This window comes from Pseudomonas sp. R1-7 (assembly GCF_051132105.1).
In the GTDB taxonomy this organism is placed as follows: domain Bacteria; phylum Pseudomonadota; class Gammaproteobacteria; order Pseudomonadales; family Pseudomonadaceae; genus Aquipseudomonas.
In genome coordinates this window covers 5,163,929-5,181,115 of the sequence record NZ_CP071661.1, presented here as the reverse complement: position 1 = coordinate 5,181,115, position 17,187 = coordinate 5,163,929, and the positions used below count along the sequence as shown (strand labels likewise).

The following is a 17,187-nucleotide window of genomic DNA, read 5'->3' as shown; positions in this document are numbered from 1 at the left end:
CTCCAGCGAAGATGTGATGCGCCGTCGCGCCACGTTGCTGCAGCGCATGCACATCGACGGTCCGTTGCTGATCCTGCTGCTGACGCTGGCGGCCGGCAGCCTGTTCGTGCTGTATTCGGCCAGTGGCAAGAACTGGGACCTGCTGGCCAAGCAGGCCACCTCGTTCGGCATCGGCCTGGTGTCGATGATCGTCATCGCCCAACTCGAGCCGCGCTTCATGGCGCGCTGGGTGCCGCTGGCCTATGTGGTCGGCGTGGGTTTGCTGGTGGTGGTGGACATCATGGGCCACAACGCCATGGGCGCCACCCGCTGGATCAACATCCCCGGGGTGATCCGTTTCCAGCCTTCGGAATTTCTCAAGATCATCATGCCGGCGACCATCGCCTGGTACCTGGCCAAGCGCTCGTTGCCGCCGCAACTCAAGCATGTGTGTATCAGTCTGTTGCTGATCGGTATCCCGTTCATCCTCATCGTGCGCCAGCCGGACCTGGGCACTTCGCTGCTGATCCTGGCCGGCGGCGCGTTCGTGCTGTTCATGGGCGGGTTGCGCTGGCGCTGGATCCTCAGCGTGATCGCCGCCGCCGTGCCGGTGTCGGTCGCCATGTGGTATTTCGTGATGCACGATTACCAGAAGCAACGCGTACTGACGTTCCTCGACCCGGAAAGCGATCCGCTGGGCACCGGCTGGAACATCATCCAGTCCAAGGCCGCCATCGGTTCCGGCGGTGTGTTCGGCAAGGGTTGGCTGATGGGCACCCAGTCGCACCTGGACTTTCTGCCGGAAAGCCACACCGACTTCATCATCGCCGTGATGGGCGAGGAGTTCGGCCTGGTGGGCATCTGCGTGCTGCTGCTGATCTACCTGCTGTTGATCGGGCGAGGCCTGGTGATCACCGCCCAGGCCCAGACCTTGTTCGGCAAATTGCTCGCGGGCAGCCTGACCATGACGTTTTTTGTTTATGTTTTCGTCAATATCGGTATGGTCAGTGGCCTGCTGCCGGTCGTGGGGGTGCCGTTGCCATTCATTAGCTACGGAGGAACTTCGCTGGTGACGCTACTGTCAGCGTTTGGGGTTTTGATGTCGATCCATACCCACCGCAAGTGGATCGCGCAGGTTTGAATAAGGTGAAGAGTTCAATGCAAGCAATGCGTGGCTGGTCGACGCGATATGCGCCGTGGGTCGGCCTGGTCGGCTTCCTTGGCGGTGCGCCACATGCCTTGGCGGGCGAGTACGAAGGTTCGCCGCACGTGGCCGAGTTCGTCGGTGAAATGACCCGCGACTACGGGTTTGCCGGCGAACAGCTGATGGGTGTGTTCCGCGAGGCCGAGCGCAAACAGTCGATCCTCGACGCGATTTCCCGGCCTGCCGAGCGCGTCAAACAGTGGAGCGAATACCGGCCCATGTTCATTACCGAGGCGCGTATCGCCCGGGGCGTGGACTTCTGGCGCCAGCACGAGGCGGTCCTGGCCCGTGCCGAGCAGGAATACGGCGTGCCGGCCCAAGTCATCGTGTCGATCATCGGCGTCGAGACCTTCTTTGGCCGCAACACCGGCAACTTCCGGGTGATCGACGCGCTGTCGACCCTGGGCTTCGATTACCCGCCGCGCGCCGAGTTCTTCCGCAAGGAATTGCGTGAATTCCTGTTGCTGGCCCGCGAAGAACAGGTCGATCCGCTGACTCTCAAGGGTTCTTATGCCGGCGCCATGGGCCTGCCACAATTCATGCCCAGCAGTTTTCGCGCCTACGCGGTGGACTTCGACGGCGACGGCCACATCAATATCTGGACCAACCCGACCGATGCCATCGGCAGTGTCGCCAGCTATTTCAAGCGCCACGGCTGGGAAACCGGCGAGCCGGTGGTCAGCCGGGCCGAGGTGCGTGGCGAGCAGGTGGATGACGGCTTGACCGAAGGCATCGAACCGACGAAAACCGTCGGGGAGTTGCGAGCGTTGGGCTGGTCGAGTCATGATGCGCTGCGTGATGACATGCCGGTCACCGCGATGCGCCTGGAAGGCGAGCAAGGCCCTGAATATTGGATGGGCCTGAAGAATTTCTACGCGATTACGCGTTATAACCGCAGCGTGATGTACGCCATGGCCGTATATCAACTGTCTGAAGAGCTGGTCAAAGCACGGGGCGTCAAATAATGCAGGCATTGCCTACCTATCAACCCCTGAAAGCCAGGCCCCTGAAGCTGGTGGCATTGGCGGCGCTGTCGTTGCTGGTCGTCAGTTGTTCGACCAGCCGCGCACCGACCCAGAAAAACACCAACGTCGTGCGTGCGACGCCGGGCCTGGACATCAATCGGGCCCACAAGGACGGCGCGCCGTGGTGGGACGTGGATGTCTCGCGGATTCCCGATGCCACGCCGACCCTGCACACCGGCCCCTACAAGGCCAACCCGTACACGGTGCTGGGCAAGACCTATTTCCCGATGGCTGAATCCAAGCGCTACGTCGCCTCGGGCACGGCTTCCTGGTACGGCACCAAGTTCCATGGCCAGAACACCGCCAATGGCGAGGTCTACGACCTCTACGGCATGAGCGCGGCCCACAAGACCCTGCCGCTGCCCAGTTACGTGCGGGTGACCAACCTGGACAACAACAAGACGGTGATCCTGCGGGTCAACGACCGTGGGCCCTTCTATTCCGACCGCATCATCGACTTGTCGTATGCGGCGGCGAAAAAGCTCGGTTACGCTGAAACCGGCACCGCCCGAGTCAAGGTCGAGGGCATCGATCCGCAGGAATGGTGGGCCCAACGCGGCCGTCCGGCGCCTTTGATGCTCAACGAGCCGAAAGTGGCGCAGAATGCCGCGCCAACCGTGACGGCTTCCACCGGTACGGTCGAGCAGTGGACGCCGCCGCCGCAGCAACACGCGGCGGCCGTGGTGCCCGTGCAGATCGATGCAAAAAAAAACGCTTCTGCAACAGCGTCTGGCCAGTATCTTCAAGTGGGCGCGTTCGCCAACCCGGACGCTGCAGAGCTGCTGAGGTCGAAGCTGAGCTCGATGGTCAGCGCGCCGGTGTTCATCAGCTCGATCGTGCGCAACCAGCAGACACTGCATCGGGTGCGCCTTGGGCCGATCGGTTCTCCGGGTGAGGTCCAGCAGGTGCAGAACAGTGTGCGCCTGGCCAATCTCGGTTCGCCGAGCCTGGTCACGGCGGAGTAATCGAATGAGGCCCGCTTGTGGTTGGGGCGGGTCAGGTTGTTGGCTCCATGAATAATAAAAGCCCGGCAAGGGCGTGAGTGAGCAACTTAAATACGCGGCGGCTCCTTATGAAGTCGCCAGTTTAGTTTTGCCTTCGGGCAAGTCCCATTAGCGATTTCGAGAGACGGATGAACATCACCACCTTTGCCAAACGCCTTTGCCTGCTAGTCCCGCTGCTTCTCTCACCGGCCGCGTTCGCGGTCGAGATGATGCCGGCGCCGCCTCAATTGGCCGCCAAATCCTTTGTGCTCATGGATGCCAGCAGCGGCGAGGTGCTGGTAGAGAACAACGGTGACCAGCGTCTGCCACCGGCCAGCCTGACCAAGCTGATGACCGCCTATATCGCCACGCTGGAAATCCGTCGTGGCCAGATCGGTGAAAACGATCCGGTGACCGTCAGCGAAAACGCCTGGCGTACCGGCGGTTCGCGGATGTTCATCAGGGTCGGTTCGCAAGTGACCGTCAGCGACCTGCTGCACGGCATCATCATCCAGTCCGGTAACGACGCCAGCGTCGCCTTGGCCGAGCACATTGCCGGCAGCGAAGACGCGTTCGCCGACATGATGAACAAAACCGTCGCCGACCTGGGCATGACCAACAGCCACTTCATGAACCCGACCGGCCTGCCGAACCCGGAGCACTATTCGTCGGCTCACGACATGGCGACCCTGGCCCGGGCAATCATTCACGAAGACCCGGCGCACTACGCCATTTATTCCCAGAAGGAATTCTTCTGGAATGGCATCAAGCAGCCTAACCGCAACCTGCTGCTGTGGCGCGACAAGACCGTCGACGGCCTGAAGACCGGCCACACCGAGGAAGCCGGCTATTGCATGGTGTCGTCGGCTGTTCGTGACGGCATGCGCCTGATCGCAGTGGTGTTCGGCACCAACAGCGAAGTGGCCCGCGCCGCCGAGACCCAGAAGCTGCTGACCTACGGTTTCCGCTTCTTCGAAACCCAGACCTTCTACCAGAAGGGCACCGAACTGGCCCAGGCCCAGGTCTGGAAAGGCTCCACCAACCAGGTCAAGGCCGGCCTGGCCCAGGACCTGACCATGACCTTGCCTAAAGGCCAGCTCAAGAAGCTCGCCGCCAGCATGACCATGAATCCGCAACTGACCGCGCCGATCGCCAAGGGCGACGTGATCGGTAAAGTCGAAGTCAAACTGGACGACAAAGTGGTGCACAGCGCCGATCTGATCGCGCTGGACGCGGTCGAGGAAGGTGGTATTTTCCGCCGCATGTGGGATAGCATCCGTCTATTCTTCTACGGCTTGTTCAACTGATTTCAAGTGTTGACCTGCATGGCCCCGTTCCCTTGCGGCACGGGGCCATGTTCGTTACCACGGCTTGCGAGGCCGTTACGCCATGACAGATTCCGAAGTAAAGGCGCCAAAGATCGAATTTCCTTGCGAGGACTACCCGATCAAAGTTATCGGCGACACCGGTGTGGGCTTCAAGGACAAGATCGTCGCGATCCTTGAGAAACACGCCACCGTTGACCACAAGACCCTGGCCGAGCGCCAGAGCACCAACGGCAAATACACGACCATCCAGTTGCACATCGTTGCCACCGGCCAGGAACAGCTCTACGACATCAACAGCGAGCTGCGAGCGACCGGTTTCGTGCACATGGTGTTGTGATGGCTGGCACGCTGGGCTTTCGCGAGCTGGGCACGATGGCTTACGAGCCGGTCTGGCATGCCATGCAACGCTTTACGAACGAACGCGGTACTACCGCCGACGATGAAGTCTGGCTGGTGGAGCACCCGCCGGTGTTCACCCAGGGCCAGGCCGGCAAGGCCGAGCATCTGTTATTGCCTGGCAACATCCCGGTGGTGAAGGTCGACCGGGGAGGGCAGGTGACTTACCATGGGCCCGGCCAACTGGTTGCTTACCTGCTGTTGGATGTTCGCAAGCTGGGATTCGGCGTGCGCGAGCTGGTTACCCGCATGGAAACATGCCTGATCGAACTGCTCGCCAGCTACGGTGTAAACGCCGCGGCCAAGCCCGATGCGCCGGGCGTTTACGTCGACGGGGCGAAAATTGCCTCCCTTGGGCTACGGATCCGTCATGGCTGTTCGTTTCACGGCCTGGCGTTGAACGTGGACATGAATCTTGAGCCGTTTCGACGGATTAATCCCTGTGGCTACGCAGGGCTGGCGATGACCCAGCTGCGCGATCACACAGGATCGATTGAATTTGCCGAGGTAAGTGCCCGGCTGCGCGCGCAGCTCGTCAAACACCTCGACTATGCTGAGCAGACGACCCTCACGGGCGGAATCGACTGATATGACTACTGATGCAGTGCAAACCATGATCCCGACGCTGGACGTCACCGAGCGTCCGGCCCCGCGTGCCAAGGTAGAGGCCGGCGTCAAGCTGCGCGGCGCCGAGAAAGTTGCACGCATCCCGGTCAAGATCATCCCGACCACCGAACTGCCGAAGAAGCCCGACTGGATTCGCGTGCGCATCCCGGTTTCGCCGGAAGTCGACCGCATCAAGGCGCTGCTGCGCAAGCACAAGCTGCACAGCGTCTGTGAAGAAGCCTCCTGCCCGAACCTGGGCGAATGCTTCTCCGGCGGCACCGCCACGTTCATGATCATGGGCGACATCTGTACCCGTCGCTGCCCATTCTGCGACGTCGGCCACGGCCGTCCGAAGCCATTGGACGTCAACGAGCCGGAAAGCCTGGCCATCGCTATCGCCGATCTGAAACTCAAGTACGTGGTCATCACCTCGGTGGATCGCGACGACCTGCGTGACGGCGGTGCCCAGCACTTCGCCGACTGCATCCGCGAGATCCGCAAGCTGTCGCCGAACGTGCAGCTGGAAACCCTGGTGCCCGATTACCGCGGCCGCATGGACATCGCCCTGGAAATCACCGCCGCCGAGCCACCGGATGTGTTCAACCACAACCTGGAAACCGTGCCACGCCTGTACAAGGCCGCGCGTCCGGGTTCGGACTATCAGTGGTCGTTGACCTTGCTCCAGCGTTTCAAGCAGATGATGCCGCACATTCCGACCAAGTCTGGCTTGATGCTGGGCCTGGGCGAGACCGATGAGGAAGTCATCGAGGTCATGAAGCGCATGCGTGAGCATGACATCGATATGCTGACCCTGGGGCAGTACTTGCAGCCTTCGCGTAGCCACTTGCCGGTTCAGCGGTTTGTTCACCCGGATACCTTTGCCTGGTTTGCGGAGGAAGGGTACAAGATGGGGTTCAAGAATGTGGCTTCGGGGCCGTTGGTGCGGTCTTCGTATCATGCTGATGAGCAGGCTAAGTTGGTCAAGGCTGAGTTGCTTGGGGCCTGATTTTTTGGGTCGGGGTGTTTATCCGTTTTTTGCGTAACGGCGGCTGATGGTTCCGCCCTTACGGCGGGTTACTTTTTTCAGACGCCAAAAAAGTAACCAAAAAGGCTTTGCCCCACCACTCGGTGCCTCGCCTAGGCTCGGCATGCCTGAACGAAGGCATCGCTCCGTGGGCCGCCGCGAAGGGCCATCCATGGCCCAGCGCGGCTAACCCGGCATCCATGCCGGGTTACCCACTGCGCAATACCTTCGTTCAGCCATCGTGGTTAACGGGGCGCCCCAGATCAAGATCAAAAGCCAAAGCGAGGCGGCCTGATAGCCGACCTGGTTCTGGCAGTCGTACTTCGATCCAATTGTGGGAGCGAGCTTGCTCGGGATGGCGGCGGTACAGTCAAATGGATGTTGGGCTTGCCGGCCTCATCGCGAGCAAGCTCGCTCCCACAGGTTTTTGCGGTGTATATGGGTTTTGTGTCTGCTCAAGATCCAATGTGGGAGCGAGCTCGCTCGCGATAGCGGTGGTACAGCCACATAGATGCCGGCCCCGACCGCTTTTGCTTTGCTTTGGATCTTGATCTTGATCTTGATCTTGATCTGAGGCGCCCCGTTAAACCACGCTGGCCGAACGCAGGCATTGCGTAGTGGGCATCCCGGCATGGATGCCGGGATAGCCGCGCTGGGCCATGGATGGCCCTTCGCGGCGGGCCCACGGAGCAATGCCGGAGTGAGGGCACACCGAGCCTAGGCGAGGTGCCGAGTGGTGGGGCAAAGCGTTTTTGGTTACTTTTGGCGCTCTTCCAAAAGTGACCCGCTGTAAGAGCGGAACCATAAGTGGCAGTTACCGCAGAAACGGATATACACGCATAAGTACGCCTACAAACCGGGAACCCCATGGAAGCCAGCCACACTCTAACCCCCCACCACCCCGTCCCAGCCCTCCCTCAAGAAGGCCTGATCGCCGTGATCGCCCCCGCCGGCCCCGCCCCCCTGGACACGGAAAAAGCCACCCAATGGATGCACGCAAGGGGCCACGAACTGCGAATCTTCCCTGGCGTCTACGAAAAGAACGACTACCTGGCCGGCAGCGACGAAACACGCCTCAACGACCTCCACGCCGCCTTCGCCGACCCAGAAGTCAAAGCCATCATCTGCCTGCGCGGCGGCTACGGCACCCCCCGTCTACTCGACCGCATCGATTTCAATCTGCTGAAAAGCAACCCCAAGCCATTCGTAGGCTACAGCGACATCACCGCCCTGCACCTGGCCATCAGCCGCTATGCAGGCTTCGTCACCTTCCACGGACCGCTGCTCAACGCCGACCTGCTGGGCGACAAAGAACCCTCCACCATCACCTCATTCTTCAGCCTGCTGCGCGGCCAATTGAAAGCCGGCGACGTGCTGAGCCATCCCGCTGCGTATCCGCTGACCACGGTCGAGCCGGGCATCGCCCACGGCCGCTTGCTGGGAGGCAATCTTTCGATGATTGCCGCCACCATGGGCACGCCCTACGAAATCGATGCTGAAGGCGTCATCCTGCTGGTCGAGGACGTCAACGAACCGCTTTACCGCATCGATCGCCTACTGACTCAGTTGCGGCTGGCCGGCACGCTGGCGAAGTTGCGAGGCGTGTTGTTGGGGGATGTGGCGGGGGTGGACGTCGAGGCGTTGAATCGCCTGTTCAAGCAGACCTTCGCACCGTTGCGCATCCCGGTATTGTCCGGCTGGCGCAGTGGACACTGTGACCCGAACCTGACCTTGCCAATGGGCGCGCTGGTGACGCTGGATGCGGGGGAGAAGCGGCTGGTGTTGGAGCAGGATGTGGTGGACGGTCGCTAGTCATGTAGCGCCTGCAAATCAGTCATCGCGAGCAAGCTCGCTCCCACAGGTTGACTGGGAACCCTGTGCGAGCCTGCTCGCGAAAGCGGAAGTAGCCATACCGCAATTCAGCGGTTACGCAACGCCTCCAGCAACTTGTGCGTCGGATACCCGTCCGCCGGCCAGCCAAACGACTGCTGGGCGCTTCGGATCGCCTTGCGGGTGTTGGCGCCGATGATGCCGTCGGGGTTGCCCGCGTCGTAGTTGTGCTTTCCCAGCAGGGTTTGCAGTTCGATGCGTTCGCTGCGGCTCAGGGGCAGGTCGTCTTTGGGCCATGAGCCGTCGATCAGCCCGGCGCCACTGAAACGCTCAGACAGCAGGCTGACCGCCAGGGCATACGATGAAGAGTTGTTGTACTTGAGGATCGCGCGGAAGTTGTCGAGCACCAGGAACGCCGGTCCGCGATAGCCGGCCGGTAGCAAGAGGGCTGCCGACAATTGCTCGGAGCCTGCCGGGACCTGGCCGCCATTAGGCAGGCTCACTCCCAGTTGCAGCCATTCGGAGACGGGCTTGCGAATCGTGCCGTCGGCCAGCGGATAGTTGAAACCTTCCTTCAGTCGCACCTCGAACCCCCACGGCTGGCCGCGCTGCCAGCCGGAGCTCTGCAAGTAATGCGCGGTCGAGGCCAGGGCGTCGGTAGAGCTGCCCCAGATGTCGCGGCGGCCGTCACCGTCGAAGTCCACTGCATGGGTGTTGTACGTAGTGGGAATGAACTGGGTCTGGCCCATGGCGCCAGCCCAGGAGCCGAGCATTTTTTCCGGGGTGATATCGCCCTGTTGCAGGATCTGCAGCGCGGCGATCAGTTGCGCATGGGCAAAGCCAGGACGCCGTCCTTCATAGGCCAGGGTCGCCAGGGAGTTGATCACCGACTTGGTGCCCTGGAACTGGCCGAAGTTGCTCTCCATCCCCCACACCGCGACCAGCGCCTGGCGGTCGACACCATAACGCTGTTCGATGCTTTGCAGGATATCGGCATGTTGCTGGACCAGCGCCTGACCCTTGCGTACCCGCAGGGGTGACAGCGCGCCATCGAGGTATTCCCACACCGGCCGGGTGAATTCAGGTTGGCTGCGGTCGGCCTTGATAACGCTCATGTCCGGACTGACACCGATAAACGCGCGGTCGAACAGGTCGGCGCGAATCCCGGCGGCCAGTGCCTGTTTGCGAAACCCGGCCTGCCATTCGGCAAAGGTCTGGGTGGGCACGATGGCAAGGTCATCCCCGGTGGGTACGACAGGCGGCACGATGGCTGGCGCTGTCACGACGGGAGCGGTCTGGAGCGGTTGGGCGTCGGCGGCGGTGGGTTTTTCGGCGCAGGCGACAAGCAGGACGATGCTTGTGGCGGCAATCATTTGGCGAAGTGGCCAACGATGGAAAAGACAGAAGGGCATGCACGGGTCCAGAGATACAAATCAGGTGCTGACCTTAACATGCCCATTCAGGGATCGGTCGCTCGCCCAACAATTGGACTGAAACATTATTCACCTGCTCATCACCATAATTCCGTCCAGTTTCCCTTTCAACTGTCAGCTCTGACAGTTTCTGAGATATCGCTTCCGGCGCTAAATGGCGGCGTGAGACACACGCCACACAGCGATTTGATGAAATGGAGAGGTTCCAGATGAAGCGAATATTTGCTCTATTGACGGTCGGCCTGTTAATCAGTTGTTCGTCGTCGGGGCCGCCCCCCGCCGATGAGGTGGCAATCCGCAGTTCGACGGCGACACGATCGACGGCGCTGACGGCCACGACAATGGGCGCAGGGGTAGCCGCGGAACTGGAAAGACGCTATCGAGATACCCGAGACGATTGCGGCGCTGCCTCCAAGCCGGCATTTCTGTGCAGCGGCATTATTTTGCGTGGGACAGAGGCTTCGACCAGCTTTGACGCTTGGAATCCGAGCCCGACGTCAGTAACCAGCGGCGGGGTGTCGTTTACTTACCTTCGTTCTGATTACAAGGTGAAGCGACTTGCCTACACCTACGACAGTGGATTTATCTTTCATCCGATCTTAAGTAATCCACCAGGAAAATTATTCATAGAAATAATGTGTTTTTTTCCGGTGGATGGGGATTCCAATGGCCGATTAAATGGGGGCTGCGGTGCGCATAAAGAGCATCCGACGATCAGCATGAGTTGTGAGGAACAGAACCCGATTATCGACACTGCTGCGAAGTGGGGGAATAAATACAGAGCCGACGGTAATGCGCGGGCTAGATCCATGTGTTCCTTTAACGTTCGGGACTCTGTAAACACGGCCGCTGCCCCTCGTTTCTTGGAGGGTATGCGGGCCGGGCGTCTCATATCCCCTGATGCTTTCAACACCCCTAATGACATGAAACTCAAAACATGGGCACAGAATATTCCTGCCCAGTTACCGATCGAAGCGTTTTTCTACACAAAATCGACGGGACTTGCCAAGGCCCAATTTTACCAGCGGCGTTTTCGAGATTTAACGAGGGTCACTATTCCGATTATTTACATCCCGCTGCCTCAGACATTGGAACAGTCAGCCACGTTTACATTCCATGCTGCAGATCAGACTCAGTAACGGTGATTTCGAGAGATTCATCAGGGCTGTTGGAAGGTGCTGAAGACTTGGGGTTTCAAGCGGCCAGAAAGCAAGAAGCCTCCCAGTTGTCAGACTGGAAGGCTTCGCGGCGGTAGCTGCCCTTGCCCTTGGCGGGTCGTTCCTGGCGGCTGCGGAACAGGGGTTGGGCGACAATGGATTTGGCCTTGTTGGGGCCATGCCCGGATGGCTTTTTGCTCATGATTCAATCTCTCTTGGGGATGGTTTTCGCGAGGCAAATCATGGGACAGGACTGGGGGTTTGTCCAGTCCCCGCATCGTAGGAAATATCGACGCTGATGAGGGAATCGCTGCCTGAAAAAGGACGTTTATTCAGCGGGTAATGGCAGCCGCTGACCGGCCATCAGCAGTGACAACCGACTCAGGCTCATCCACGGCGAACCGGCGGCCTGGCCCTTGATCTGCGCGTCGATACGCTGGGCTTCCAGCAGTAGTTGCGCCCAGCGCGATGCCGAATACCGCTGGAGGGCCTTGCTCATCAGCGGTTTGCGCTTGTCCCACACCGGAGGGCGAGCCTGGCTGAAGGCCTTGTCCAGCGGTACGCCTTGGCTGTATTGCAGCGACAGGTTCGCCAACAAACGCAACTCCCGGGCCAGGGCCCAGAGGATCACTGGTGGCTCGACGCCTTCGCCCCGCAGGCCTTCGAGCATGCGCAGGGCATGGGCGGCTTCGCCGTTGAGGATTGCGTCGGTCAGCCCGAAGACATCGAAGCGGGCGCTGTCGGCCACGGCGGCCTGGACCGTTTCCACGGTGATCTGCCCACCCTCGGCCATCAGCTTGAGTTTTTCGACTTCCTGGGCGGCGGCCAACAGGTTGCCTTCGACCCGGGCGGCAATCAGCTCAACCGCATCCTGGCTGGCCGAGAGGCCGGCCTGGGACAGGCGCTGGCGAATCCAACTCGGCAACTGGCTGACATCCACCGGCCAGATCTGCACGAACTGGGTTTGTGGGCCTTCGACCAGCGCCTTGCCCCATTTGGTTTTCTGCGCGCTGCCGTCAAGTTTCGGCAGGCTGATGAGCAGCACCGTGTCTTCGGCGGGCCGCGAGCAATATTCGATCAGTGCGGCGGCGCCTTTGTCACCGGGTTTACCCGAGGGCAAGCGCAGTTCCAGCAGGCGCTTTTCGGCAAACAGCGACATGCTTGCCCCGGCCTGCAACAACGTGCCCCAGTCGAAGCTGGCGTCGGCGGCGAATACCTGGCGCTCGTCGAAACCCTGCTGGCGGACAGCGGAGCGAATCGCGTCGGCGGCTTCCTGGCACAGCAGCGGGTCATCGCCGCTGATGATGTAGACCGGCGCGAGGGCGCCTTGCAGGTGTTTGCCGAGTTGGGCGGGGGCCAGTTTCATAGAGCGCTGTTCAAAAGAGAAGGCGAGCGGGGCGCCGAAGCGCCCCGCAAGGCTTATTGGGCAGGGATTTGCATCGGCGACTGTTGCGGGGTTTCCGCCTCAGCCTTGCGTGCCGCTTCCAGCGCCTCGGCTTCTGCCTTGGCACGGGCGTCGGCGGTCTGTTGCAGTTGGTCCAGTTGGGCCGGGCTCAGCTGTTGCAGGCGCAGCATCATGCGCTGAACGAGTTCACGGCGCATTTCGCCACGCACTTCGACAGACTCCTGGTCGGAGCCGGTAATGTTGTTGCCGTCATGCAGGTAGACCTTCTGCACCTGAAGCTTGTCGTCCAGCAGCGACAGGTCGTTGTGACCGCGAATCTCGTAGTTCAGGACGTTGGTCAGCTCATACTCGGCCGAACGACCGGCGCCGGCATAGCTGAGGCTGCGCTGGCTCTGCTGTTCGCTCGCCAGTACCAGCTTGTACGGTGCACCGGTGTAGACCTTCACGCCGCTGTTCTCCAGCGTCTGACGCAGCATTTTCACGGTATCGCCGTAGGCGTCGCGTGCGCTGAGGTCCAGTTCCGTGATCGCCAGCTCGGTGGTGCCGGTGCCGCGCAGTTGGAAGCCGCAGGCGCTCAACAGGACGGCCAGGCCCACTACCAGCAGATTACGTTTGATCATCTTGTTGCTCCCCTTGAACCCTATGGGGGTCGACCAGGCGACCCCGCAGGTTGTATTCGGCGCCAGGCTCGAGCCTGGTGCCCGATCCAATTAGCTTGCGACGATGTTGACCAGCTTGCCGGGCACGACGATCACTTTGCGGATCGTCAGGCCATCGACGAAGCGCAGCACGTTTTCGTTGGCCCGCGCCGCGGCTTCGACTTCTTCGCGCGTGGCGGCGGCCGGCATTTCGATCTGGCCGCGCAGCTTGCCGTTGACCTGGATGACCAGGGTCAGGCTGTCTTGCACCAATGCACTTTCGTCCACCAGCGGCCAACGGGCGTCGATCACCGGGTCGGCGTGACCCAGTCGATTCCACAGCTCGTGGCTGATGTGCGGCGTAATCGGCGCCAGCAGCAGGGTTACGGCTTCCAGGCCTTCGTGGATCAGTGCGCGATCCTGCTCGGTGCCTTGGGCGGCTTTTTCCAGCACGTTCATCAGCGTCATCACCTGGGCGATGGCAGTGTTGAATTTGTGGTTCTGGCCGACGTCATGGCTGGCCTGCTTGATGGCCAGGTGGATCGCGCGACGCACAGCTTTTTGCTCGTCGTTCAGGCTGGTGACGTCCAGTTTGCCCGGCAGGCCCTGGGTGACGTGGGCTTGCGCCAGGCGCCAGACGCGCTTGAGGAAGCGGTGCGAGCCCTCGACGCCCGAGTCGGACCACTCCGCGCTCATGTCAGGTGGCGAGGCGAACATCATGAACAGGCGGCAGGTGTCCGCGCCGAACTGGTCGATCATCGACTGTGGGTCGACCCCGTTGTTCTTCGACTTGGCCATCTTCTCGGTGCCGCCGATTTCCACCGGCAGGCCGTCGGCGATCAGCTTGGCGCTGATGACCTTGGCCTTGCTGTCGCGTTCGAGTTCGACGTCGCTCGGGTTGAACCAGGTGTAGGCACCGTTGGCTTCGCGACGATAGTAAGTCTCGGCGATCACCATGCCTTGGGTCAGCAGGTTCTTGAATGGCTCGTTGGAACTCACCAGGCCTTCGTCACGCATCAGCTTGTGGAAGAAGCGCGCATAAAGCAGGTGGAGAATGGCGTGTTCGATGCCGCCGATGTACTGATCCACCGGCAACCAGTGGTCAGCCGCGGACTTTTCCACCAGGCCGCCTTCAAAGTGTGGCGAGGCATAACGTGCGTAATACCAGGAGGACTCGACGAAGGTGTCCATGGTGTCGGTTTCACGCTTGGCCGGTGCGCCGCATTTCGGGCAGTTGCACTCGTAGAACTCGGGCATGCGCGCCAGGGGCGAACCGGCGCCGTCGGGTACGACGTCTTCCGGCAGGACCACCGGCAGTTGGTCTTCCGGGACTGGTACGTCACCGCAGGTGTCGCAATGCACGATCGGGATCGGGCAGCCCCAGTAGCGCTGGCGGCTGATGCCCCAGTCGCGCAGGCGGAACTGGGTGCGCGAGGCGCCGAGGTTCTTCTTGATCAGGGCCACTTCGATGGCATCGAACGCACCGACGAAATCCAGGCCGTCGAACTCGCCGGAATTGATCAGCTCGCCGTGTTCGCCATAGGCGTCCTGCCAAGGTGCCGGGGTCTGGTCGCCAGCGCTGGTACGCACCACCGCTTTGACCGGCAGGTTGTACTTGTGGGCGAATTCGAAATCACGCTCGTCGTGGGCCGGGACGGCCATGACCGCGCCGTCGCCGTAGTGCATCAGCACGTAGTTGGCGACCCACACCGGCAGTTTTTCGCCGGTAAGCGGGTGCTCGACGAACAGCGAAGTCGGCAGGCCTTTCTTCTCTTGGGTGGCGACGTCGGCTTCGGCGACGCTACCGCCCTTGCACTCGGCGATGAACGCCTGCAGCTCGGGGTTGTTCTGCGCTGCCAGGGTCGCCAGCGGGTGCTCGGCAGCCACGGCCACATAGGTGGCGCCCATCAGCGTGTCCGGACGGGTGGTGAAGACCTTCAGGGCGCCAGCTTCGCCAATGGAGGCGACGTCGTACGGGAACTGCACTTCCATGCCCCGGGACTTGCCGATCCAGTTGCGCTGCATGGTCTTGACCTGCTCGGGCCAGCCGGTCAGCTCGTCGAGGCTCTCCAGGAGCTCATCCGCGTAGGCGGTGATCTTGAAGTAGTACATCGGGATTTCGCGCTTTTCGATCAGCGCGCCGGAGCGCCAGCCGCGACCGTCGATCACTTGCTCGTTGGCCAGTACGGTCTGGTCCACCGGGTCCCAGTTCACGGTGCCGTTCTTGCGGTAGATCACGCCTTTTTCGAACAGGCGCGTGAACAGCCACTGTTCCCAGCGGTAGTAGTCGGGCTTGCAGGTGGTCACTTCGCGGGACCAGTCCACCGCCAGGCCCAGGCTGCGCAGCTGGGTCTTCATGTAGGCGATGTTTTCGTAGGTCCACTTGGCGGGCGCGACGTTGTTCTTCATCGCGGCGTTTTCCGCCGGCATGCCGAAGGCGTCCCAACCCATGGGTTGCAGGACGTTCTTGCCTTGCATGCGCTGGTAGCGGGAGATCACGTCGCCGATGGTGTAGTTGCGCACGTGCCCCATGTGTAGCTTGCCGCTGGGGTAAGGGAACATCGACAGGCAGTAGTAAGTCTCCTTGCCTGGCTGTTCACTGACTTCAAAGGACTTTTGCTCGTCCCAGAACGACTGGGCGGCGGCTTCGATTTCACGGGGCTGGTAGTGTTCGTGCATGGCTACTTTTGTACTGAAAGGGGTGGCCCAATCCTCTTCGTTGCCATGCTGGACGCTGATGACGCCGAATGCGGCGTTTTCGATGCCCAGCCAAGCTGGAAGTGGAGTTACAGGAAGCGCCGTAGCATACATGACCGCGCTCTGCCGAGGGAAACCCTGATTGCTGCCGGACCCTCGCGAAGCTTCCGCCAAACCTGCGGCGACGACAAGCGTCCAGGGCCGTTGGTCGCGGCGTCCTGCCGGTTTGCCCAGCGAAGCTAAGCTTCTCAATGGGGAGTGAGTCTTATCTTCAATGAGGTGAGGGATGGTTGAATCACAACGAAAAGTCGCTACACCTGAGTTATACGAAAAACTGATCGATCGTCTCGGGGTGGCCCTGGACGCTGCAAGAACCGCCGGTCGCTTGCGTGATGAACGTCCGGCAGAGCTGGAACTGCGCGGCTTGAGCCCCGCAGAGTTCGAACTGGTCAAGGCCTACCTGGAGCAGGTCGGGCACCAGGCCCCCGCAATCGGGCCCCAGGCTAACAAGCGTCTCGATGCGCCCCGTTCGGCCAAGGTTGTGTGGCTCAAGGACCGGACGCCTGATAAGGATGCTGTAAAGGTCCGGTCACTGCAGTTCAAGTAGAGCCGGATTCACGCGTGTCGCTTTTTTTGATTCGAGATTTTTGGAATCTGTTGTCGCTTTTCGGCAACCCACCTAGGCTTCGGGCATCTACGGAGATGCCCGATGCCTTTTCGCTATTTCATCAAACAACTTTTATTGCCGCCCGGCGTTCTTTTGTTGCTGCTGGCGCTCGCCTGGTGGTGGCGCAATTCGCGGCCGCGCCTGGCCCGCTGGTGTTTCGCCGTGGGGCTGGGTGGTTTCTGGTTGATGAGCCTGCCGGTGATGGTGCAATGGAGCGCCAAGGCTTTGGAGCGCGAACCGCCCCTGCTGCGCGGTGAATGGACGACCCTGGCCAAGCGTGCCGATGCCATAGTGGTGCTGGGTTCCGGTCGTGAGCGCGGCGACCTGGCCTGGGGCGTTGACCAGCCCACCGGCATCGGCCTGGAGCGCCAACGTTACGCGGCGCGACTGGCCAAGGTGTCCGGGCTGCCGGTGCTGACCAGTGGCGGCTTGCACTACGGAACCCCGCCCAGCGAGGCGAAGCTGATGGCGGACTCGATGCTCGATGACTTCGGCGTGACCGTGCGTTGGCAGGAAGAGCGTAGCCGCACCACGTGGGAAAACGCCCAGATGAGCGCGCAGGTCTTGTTGCCCGAAGGTATCAAGCGCGTGGTGGTGGTCACCCATGCATCGCATATGCCGAGGGCGGTGTGGAGCTTCCAGAAGGCGGGTTTCGAGGTGGTTGCCGCGCCAGTGGGATTCATGGGCCAGGATAACGCCCGGCCGCTGGGTGGTTGGATGCCGGAGTTCAAGGCGATCTGGCAGTCGGGGCAGTTGATGAACGAGGCGGTGGGGATGGTGGGGTATTGGTTGTTCTATCGCTAAGCCCTTGTGGC

General features: G+C 61.2%; 16 protein-coding genes. 11 read left to right on the top strand and 5 right to left on the bottom strand.

Annotation, left to right across the window (positions count from 1 at the left end; all coding sequences use genetic code 11):
- Positions 1 to 16: 16 nt before the first annotated feature.
- The 8 genes from rodA to J3P79_RS23265 all read left to right on the top strand — a co-directional run bounded on the left by rodA (position 17) and on the right by J3P79_RS23265 (position 8,357).
- Positions 17 to 1,120, top strand: a complete 1,104-nt coding sequence (rodA, locus tag J3P79_RS23300) for a rod shape-determining protein RodA (protein WP_045157031.1) — start codon at positions 17 to 19, stop codon at positions 1,118 to 1,120.
- A gap of 17 nt (positions 1,121 to 1,137) precedes the next feature.
- A complete protein-coding gene (gene mltB, locus J3P79_RS23295; protein WP_434605937.1) occupies positions 1,138 to 2,148 on the top strand; it encodes a lytic murein transglycosylase B in 1,011 nt (336 codons plus the stop codon).
- Entirely contained in the window at positions 2,148 to 3,173 is a 1,026-nt protein-coding gene (locus J3P79_RS23290; protein ID WP_045157030.1) for a septal ring lytic transglycosylase RlpA family protein, read from the top strand. The genes mltB and J3P79_RS23290 overlap by 1 nt, the downstream gene beginning before the upstream one ends.
- 167 nt (positions 3,174 to 3,340) lie before the next feature.
- Positions 3,341 to 4,498 carry a D-alanyl-D-alanine carboxypeptidase family protein gene (locus J3P79_RS23285; RefSeq protein WP_434605935.1) on the top strand — a complete coding sequence of 386 codons (1,158 nt, stop codon included), beginning with the start codon at positions 3,341 to 3,343 and terminating at the stop codon, positions 4,496 to 4,498.
- A gap of 82 nt (positions 4,499 to 4,580) precedes the next feature.
- On the top strand, positions 4,581 to 4,856 hold the full coding sequence (locus J3P79_RS23280) for a DUF493 domain-containing protein (protein WP_434605933.1): 276 nt from the start codon (positions 4,581 to 4,583) through the stop codon (positions 4,854 to 4,856).
- On the top strand, positions 4,856 to 5,503 hold the full coding sequence (lipB, locus tag J3P79_RS23275) for a lipoyl(octanoyl) transferase LipB (RefSeq protein WP_434605931.1): 648 nt from the start codon (positions 4,856 to 4,858) through the stop codon (positions 5,501 to 5,503). The genes J3P79_RS23280 and lipB overlap by 1 nt, the downstream gene beginning before the upstream one ends.
- A gap of 1 nt (position 5,504) precedes the next feature.
- A complete protein-coding gene (lipA, locus tag J3P79_RS23270) occupies positions 5,505 to 6,527 on the top strand; it encodes a lipoyl synthase (RefSeq protein ID WP_093229885.1) in 1,023 nt (340 codons plus the stop codon).
- An 885-nt stretch (positions 6,528 to 7,412) separates the two neighbouring features.
- Positions 7,413 to 8,357 carry a S66 peptidase family protein gene (locus tag J3P79_RS23265; protein ID WP_434605929.1) on the top strand — a complete coding sequence of 315 codons (945 nt, stop codon included), beginning with the start codon at positions 7,413 to 7,415 and terminating at the stop codon, positions 8,355 to 8,357.
- A 107-nt stretch (positions 8,358 to 8,464) separates the two neighbouring features.
- On the opposite strand, the gene J3P79_RS23260 is transcribed toward J3P79_RS23265, so the two are convergent.
- Positions 8,465 to 9,787: a lytic murein transglycosylase gene (locus J3P79_RS23260; RefSeq protein ID WP_434605927.1), complete on the bottom strand. Its 1,323-nt coding sequence runs from the start codon at positions 9,785 to 9,787 to the stop codon at positions 8,465 to 8,467.
- A gap of 230 nt (positions 9,788 to 10,017) precedes the next feature.
- Here J3P79_RS23260 and J3P79_RS23255 point away from each other — a divergent pair, with 230 nt between their 5' ends.
- Positions 10,018 to 10,947 (top strand): halovibrin HvnA, encoded by a 930-nt coding sequence (locus J3P79_RS23255; protein WP_434605925.1) that lies wholly within the window; start codon positions 10,018 to 10,020, stop codon positions 10,945 to 10,947.
- Between the two features lie 55 nt (positions 10,948 to 11,002).
- Here J3P79_RS23255 and arfA read toward each other — a convergent pair whose 3' ends face one another.
- The 4 genes from arfA to leuS all read right to left on the bottom strand — a co-directional run bounded on the left by arfA (position 11,003) and on the right by leuS (position 15,687).
- Positions 11,003 to 11,167: an alternative ribosome rescue factor ArfA gene (gene arfA / locus J3P79_RS23250; protein WP_434605923.1), complete on the bottom strand. Its 165-nt coding sequence runs from the start codon at positions 11,165 to 11,167 to the stop codon at positions 11,003 to 11,005.
- Positions 11,168 to 11,293: 126 nt separating this feature from the next.
- Positions 11,294 to 12,331: a DNA polymerase III subunit delta gene (gene holA, locus J3P79_RS23245; RefSeq protein ID WP_434605921.1), complete on the bottom strand. Its 1,038-nt coding sequence runs from the start codon at positions 12,329 to 12,331 to the stop codon at positions 11,294 to 11,296.
- Between the two features lie 53 nt (positions 12,332 to 12,384).
- Positions 12,385 to 12,990 carry an LPS assembly lipoprotein LptE gene (lptE, locus tag J3P79_RS23240; protein ID WP_434605919.1) on the bottom strand — a complete coding sequence of 202 codons (606 nt, stop codon included), beginning with the start codon at positions 12,988 to 12,990 and terminating at the stop codon, positions 12,385 to 12,387.
- A 90-nt stretch (positions 12,991 to 13,080) separates the two neighbouring features.
- Complete coding sequence (gene leuS / locus J3P79_RS23235) at positions 13,081 to 15,687, bottom strand: leucine--tRNA ligase (RefSeq protein WP_434605917.1); 2,607 nt, start codon at positions 15,685 to 15,687, stop codon at positions 13,081 to 13,083.
- A 304-nt stretch (positions 15,688 to 15,991) separates the two neighbouring features.
- On the opposite strand from leuS, the gene J3P79_RS23230 reads away from it, so the two are divergent.
- The gene (locus J3P79_RS23230; protein ID WP_039594068.1) at positions 15,992 to 16,312 is read left to right on the top strand and encodes a hypothetical protein; all 321 of its coding nucleotides are present in this window, start codon (positions 15,992 to 15,994) and stop codon (positions 16,310 to 16,312) included.
- A 102-nt stretch (positions 16,313 to 16,414) separates the two neighbouring features.
- Positions 16,415 to 17,176 (top strand): YdcF family protein, encoded by a 762-nt coding sequence (locus J3P79_RS23225; RefSeq protein WP_434605914.1) that lies wholly within the window; start codon positions 16,415 to 16,417, stop codon positions 17,174 to 17,176.
- Positions 17,177 to 17,187 lie beyond the last annotated feature (11 nt).

Bases quoted from the DNA above. Each gene is read 5' to 3' on its own strand.
- rodA (WP_045157031.1), top strand. From the start codon at position 17: ATGCGCCGTCGCGCCACGTTGCTGCAGCGCATGCACATCGACGGTCCG.
- mltB (WP_434605937.1), top strand. From the start codon at position 1,138: ATGCAAGCAATGCGTGGCTGGTCGACGCGATATGCGCCGTGGGTCGGC.
- J3P79_RS23290 (WP_045157030.1), top strand. From the start codon at position 2,148: ATGCAGGCATTGCCTACCTATCAACCCCTGAAAGCCAGGCCCCTGAAG.
- J3P79_RS23285 (WP_434605935.1), top strand. From the start codon at position 3,341: ATGAACATCACCACCTTTGCCAAACGCCTTTGCCTGCTAGTCCCGCTG.
- J3P79_RS23280 (WP_434605933.1), top strand. From the start codon at position 4,581: ATGACAGATTCCGAAGTAAAGGCGCCAAAGATCGAATTTCCTTGCGAG.
- lipB (WP_434605931.1), top strand. From the start codon at position 4,856: ATGGCTGGCACGCTGGGCTTTCGCGAGCTGGGCACGATGGCTTACGAG.
- lipA (WP_093229885.1), top strand. From the start codon at position 5,505: ATGACTACTGATGCAGTGCAAACCATGATCCCGACGCTGGACGTCACC.
- J3P79_RS23265 (WP_434605929.1), top strand. From the start codon at position 7,413: ATGGAAGCCAGCCACACTCTAACCCCCCACCACCCCGTCCCAGCCCTC.
- J3P79_RS23260 (WP_434605927.1), bottom strand. From the start codon at position 9,787: ATGCCCTTCTGTCTTTTCCATCGTTGGCCACTTCGCCAAATGATTGCC.
- J3P79_RS23255 (WP_434605925.1), top strand. From the start codon at position 10,018: ATGAAGCGAATATTTGCTCTATTGACGGTCGGCCTGTTAATCAGTTGT.
- arfA (WP_434605923.1), bottom strand. From the start codon at position 11,167: ATGAGCAAAAAGCCATCCGGGCATGGCCCCAACAAGGCCAAATCCATT.
- holA (WP_434605921.1), bottom strand. From the start codon at position 12,331: ATGAAACTGGCCCCCGCCCAACTCGGCAAACACCTGCAAGGCGCCCTC.
- lptE (WP_434605919.1), bottom strand. From the start codon at position 12,990: ATGATCAAACGTAATCTGCTGGTAGTGGGCCTGGCCGTCCTGTTGAGC.
- leuS (WP_434605917.1), bottom strand. From the start codon at position 15,687: ATGCACGAACACTACCAGCCCCGTGAAATCGAAGCCGCCGCCCAGTCG.
- J3P79_RS23230 (WP_039594068.1), top strand. From the start codon at position 15,992: ATGGTTGAATCACAACGAAAAGTCGCTACACCTGAGTTATACGAAAAA.
- J3P79_RS23225 (WP_434605914.1), top strand. From the start codon at position 16,415: ATGCCTTTTCGCTATTTCATCAAACAACTTTTATTGCCGCCCGGCGTT.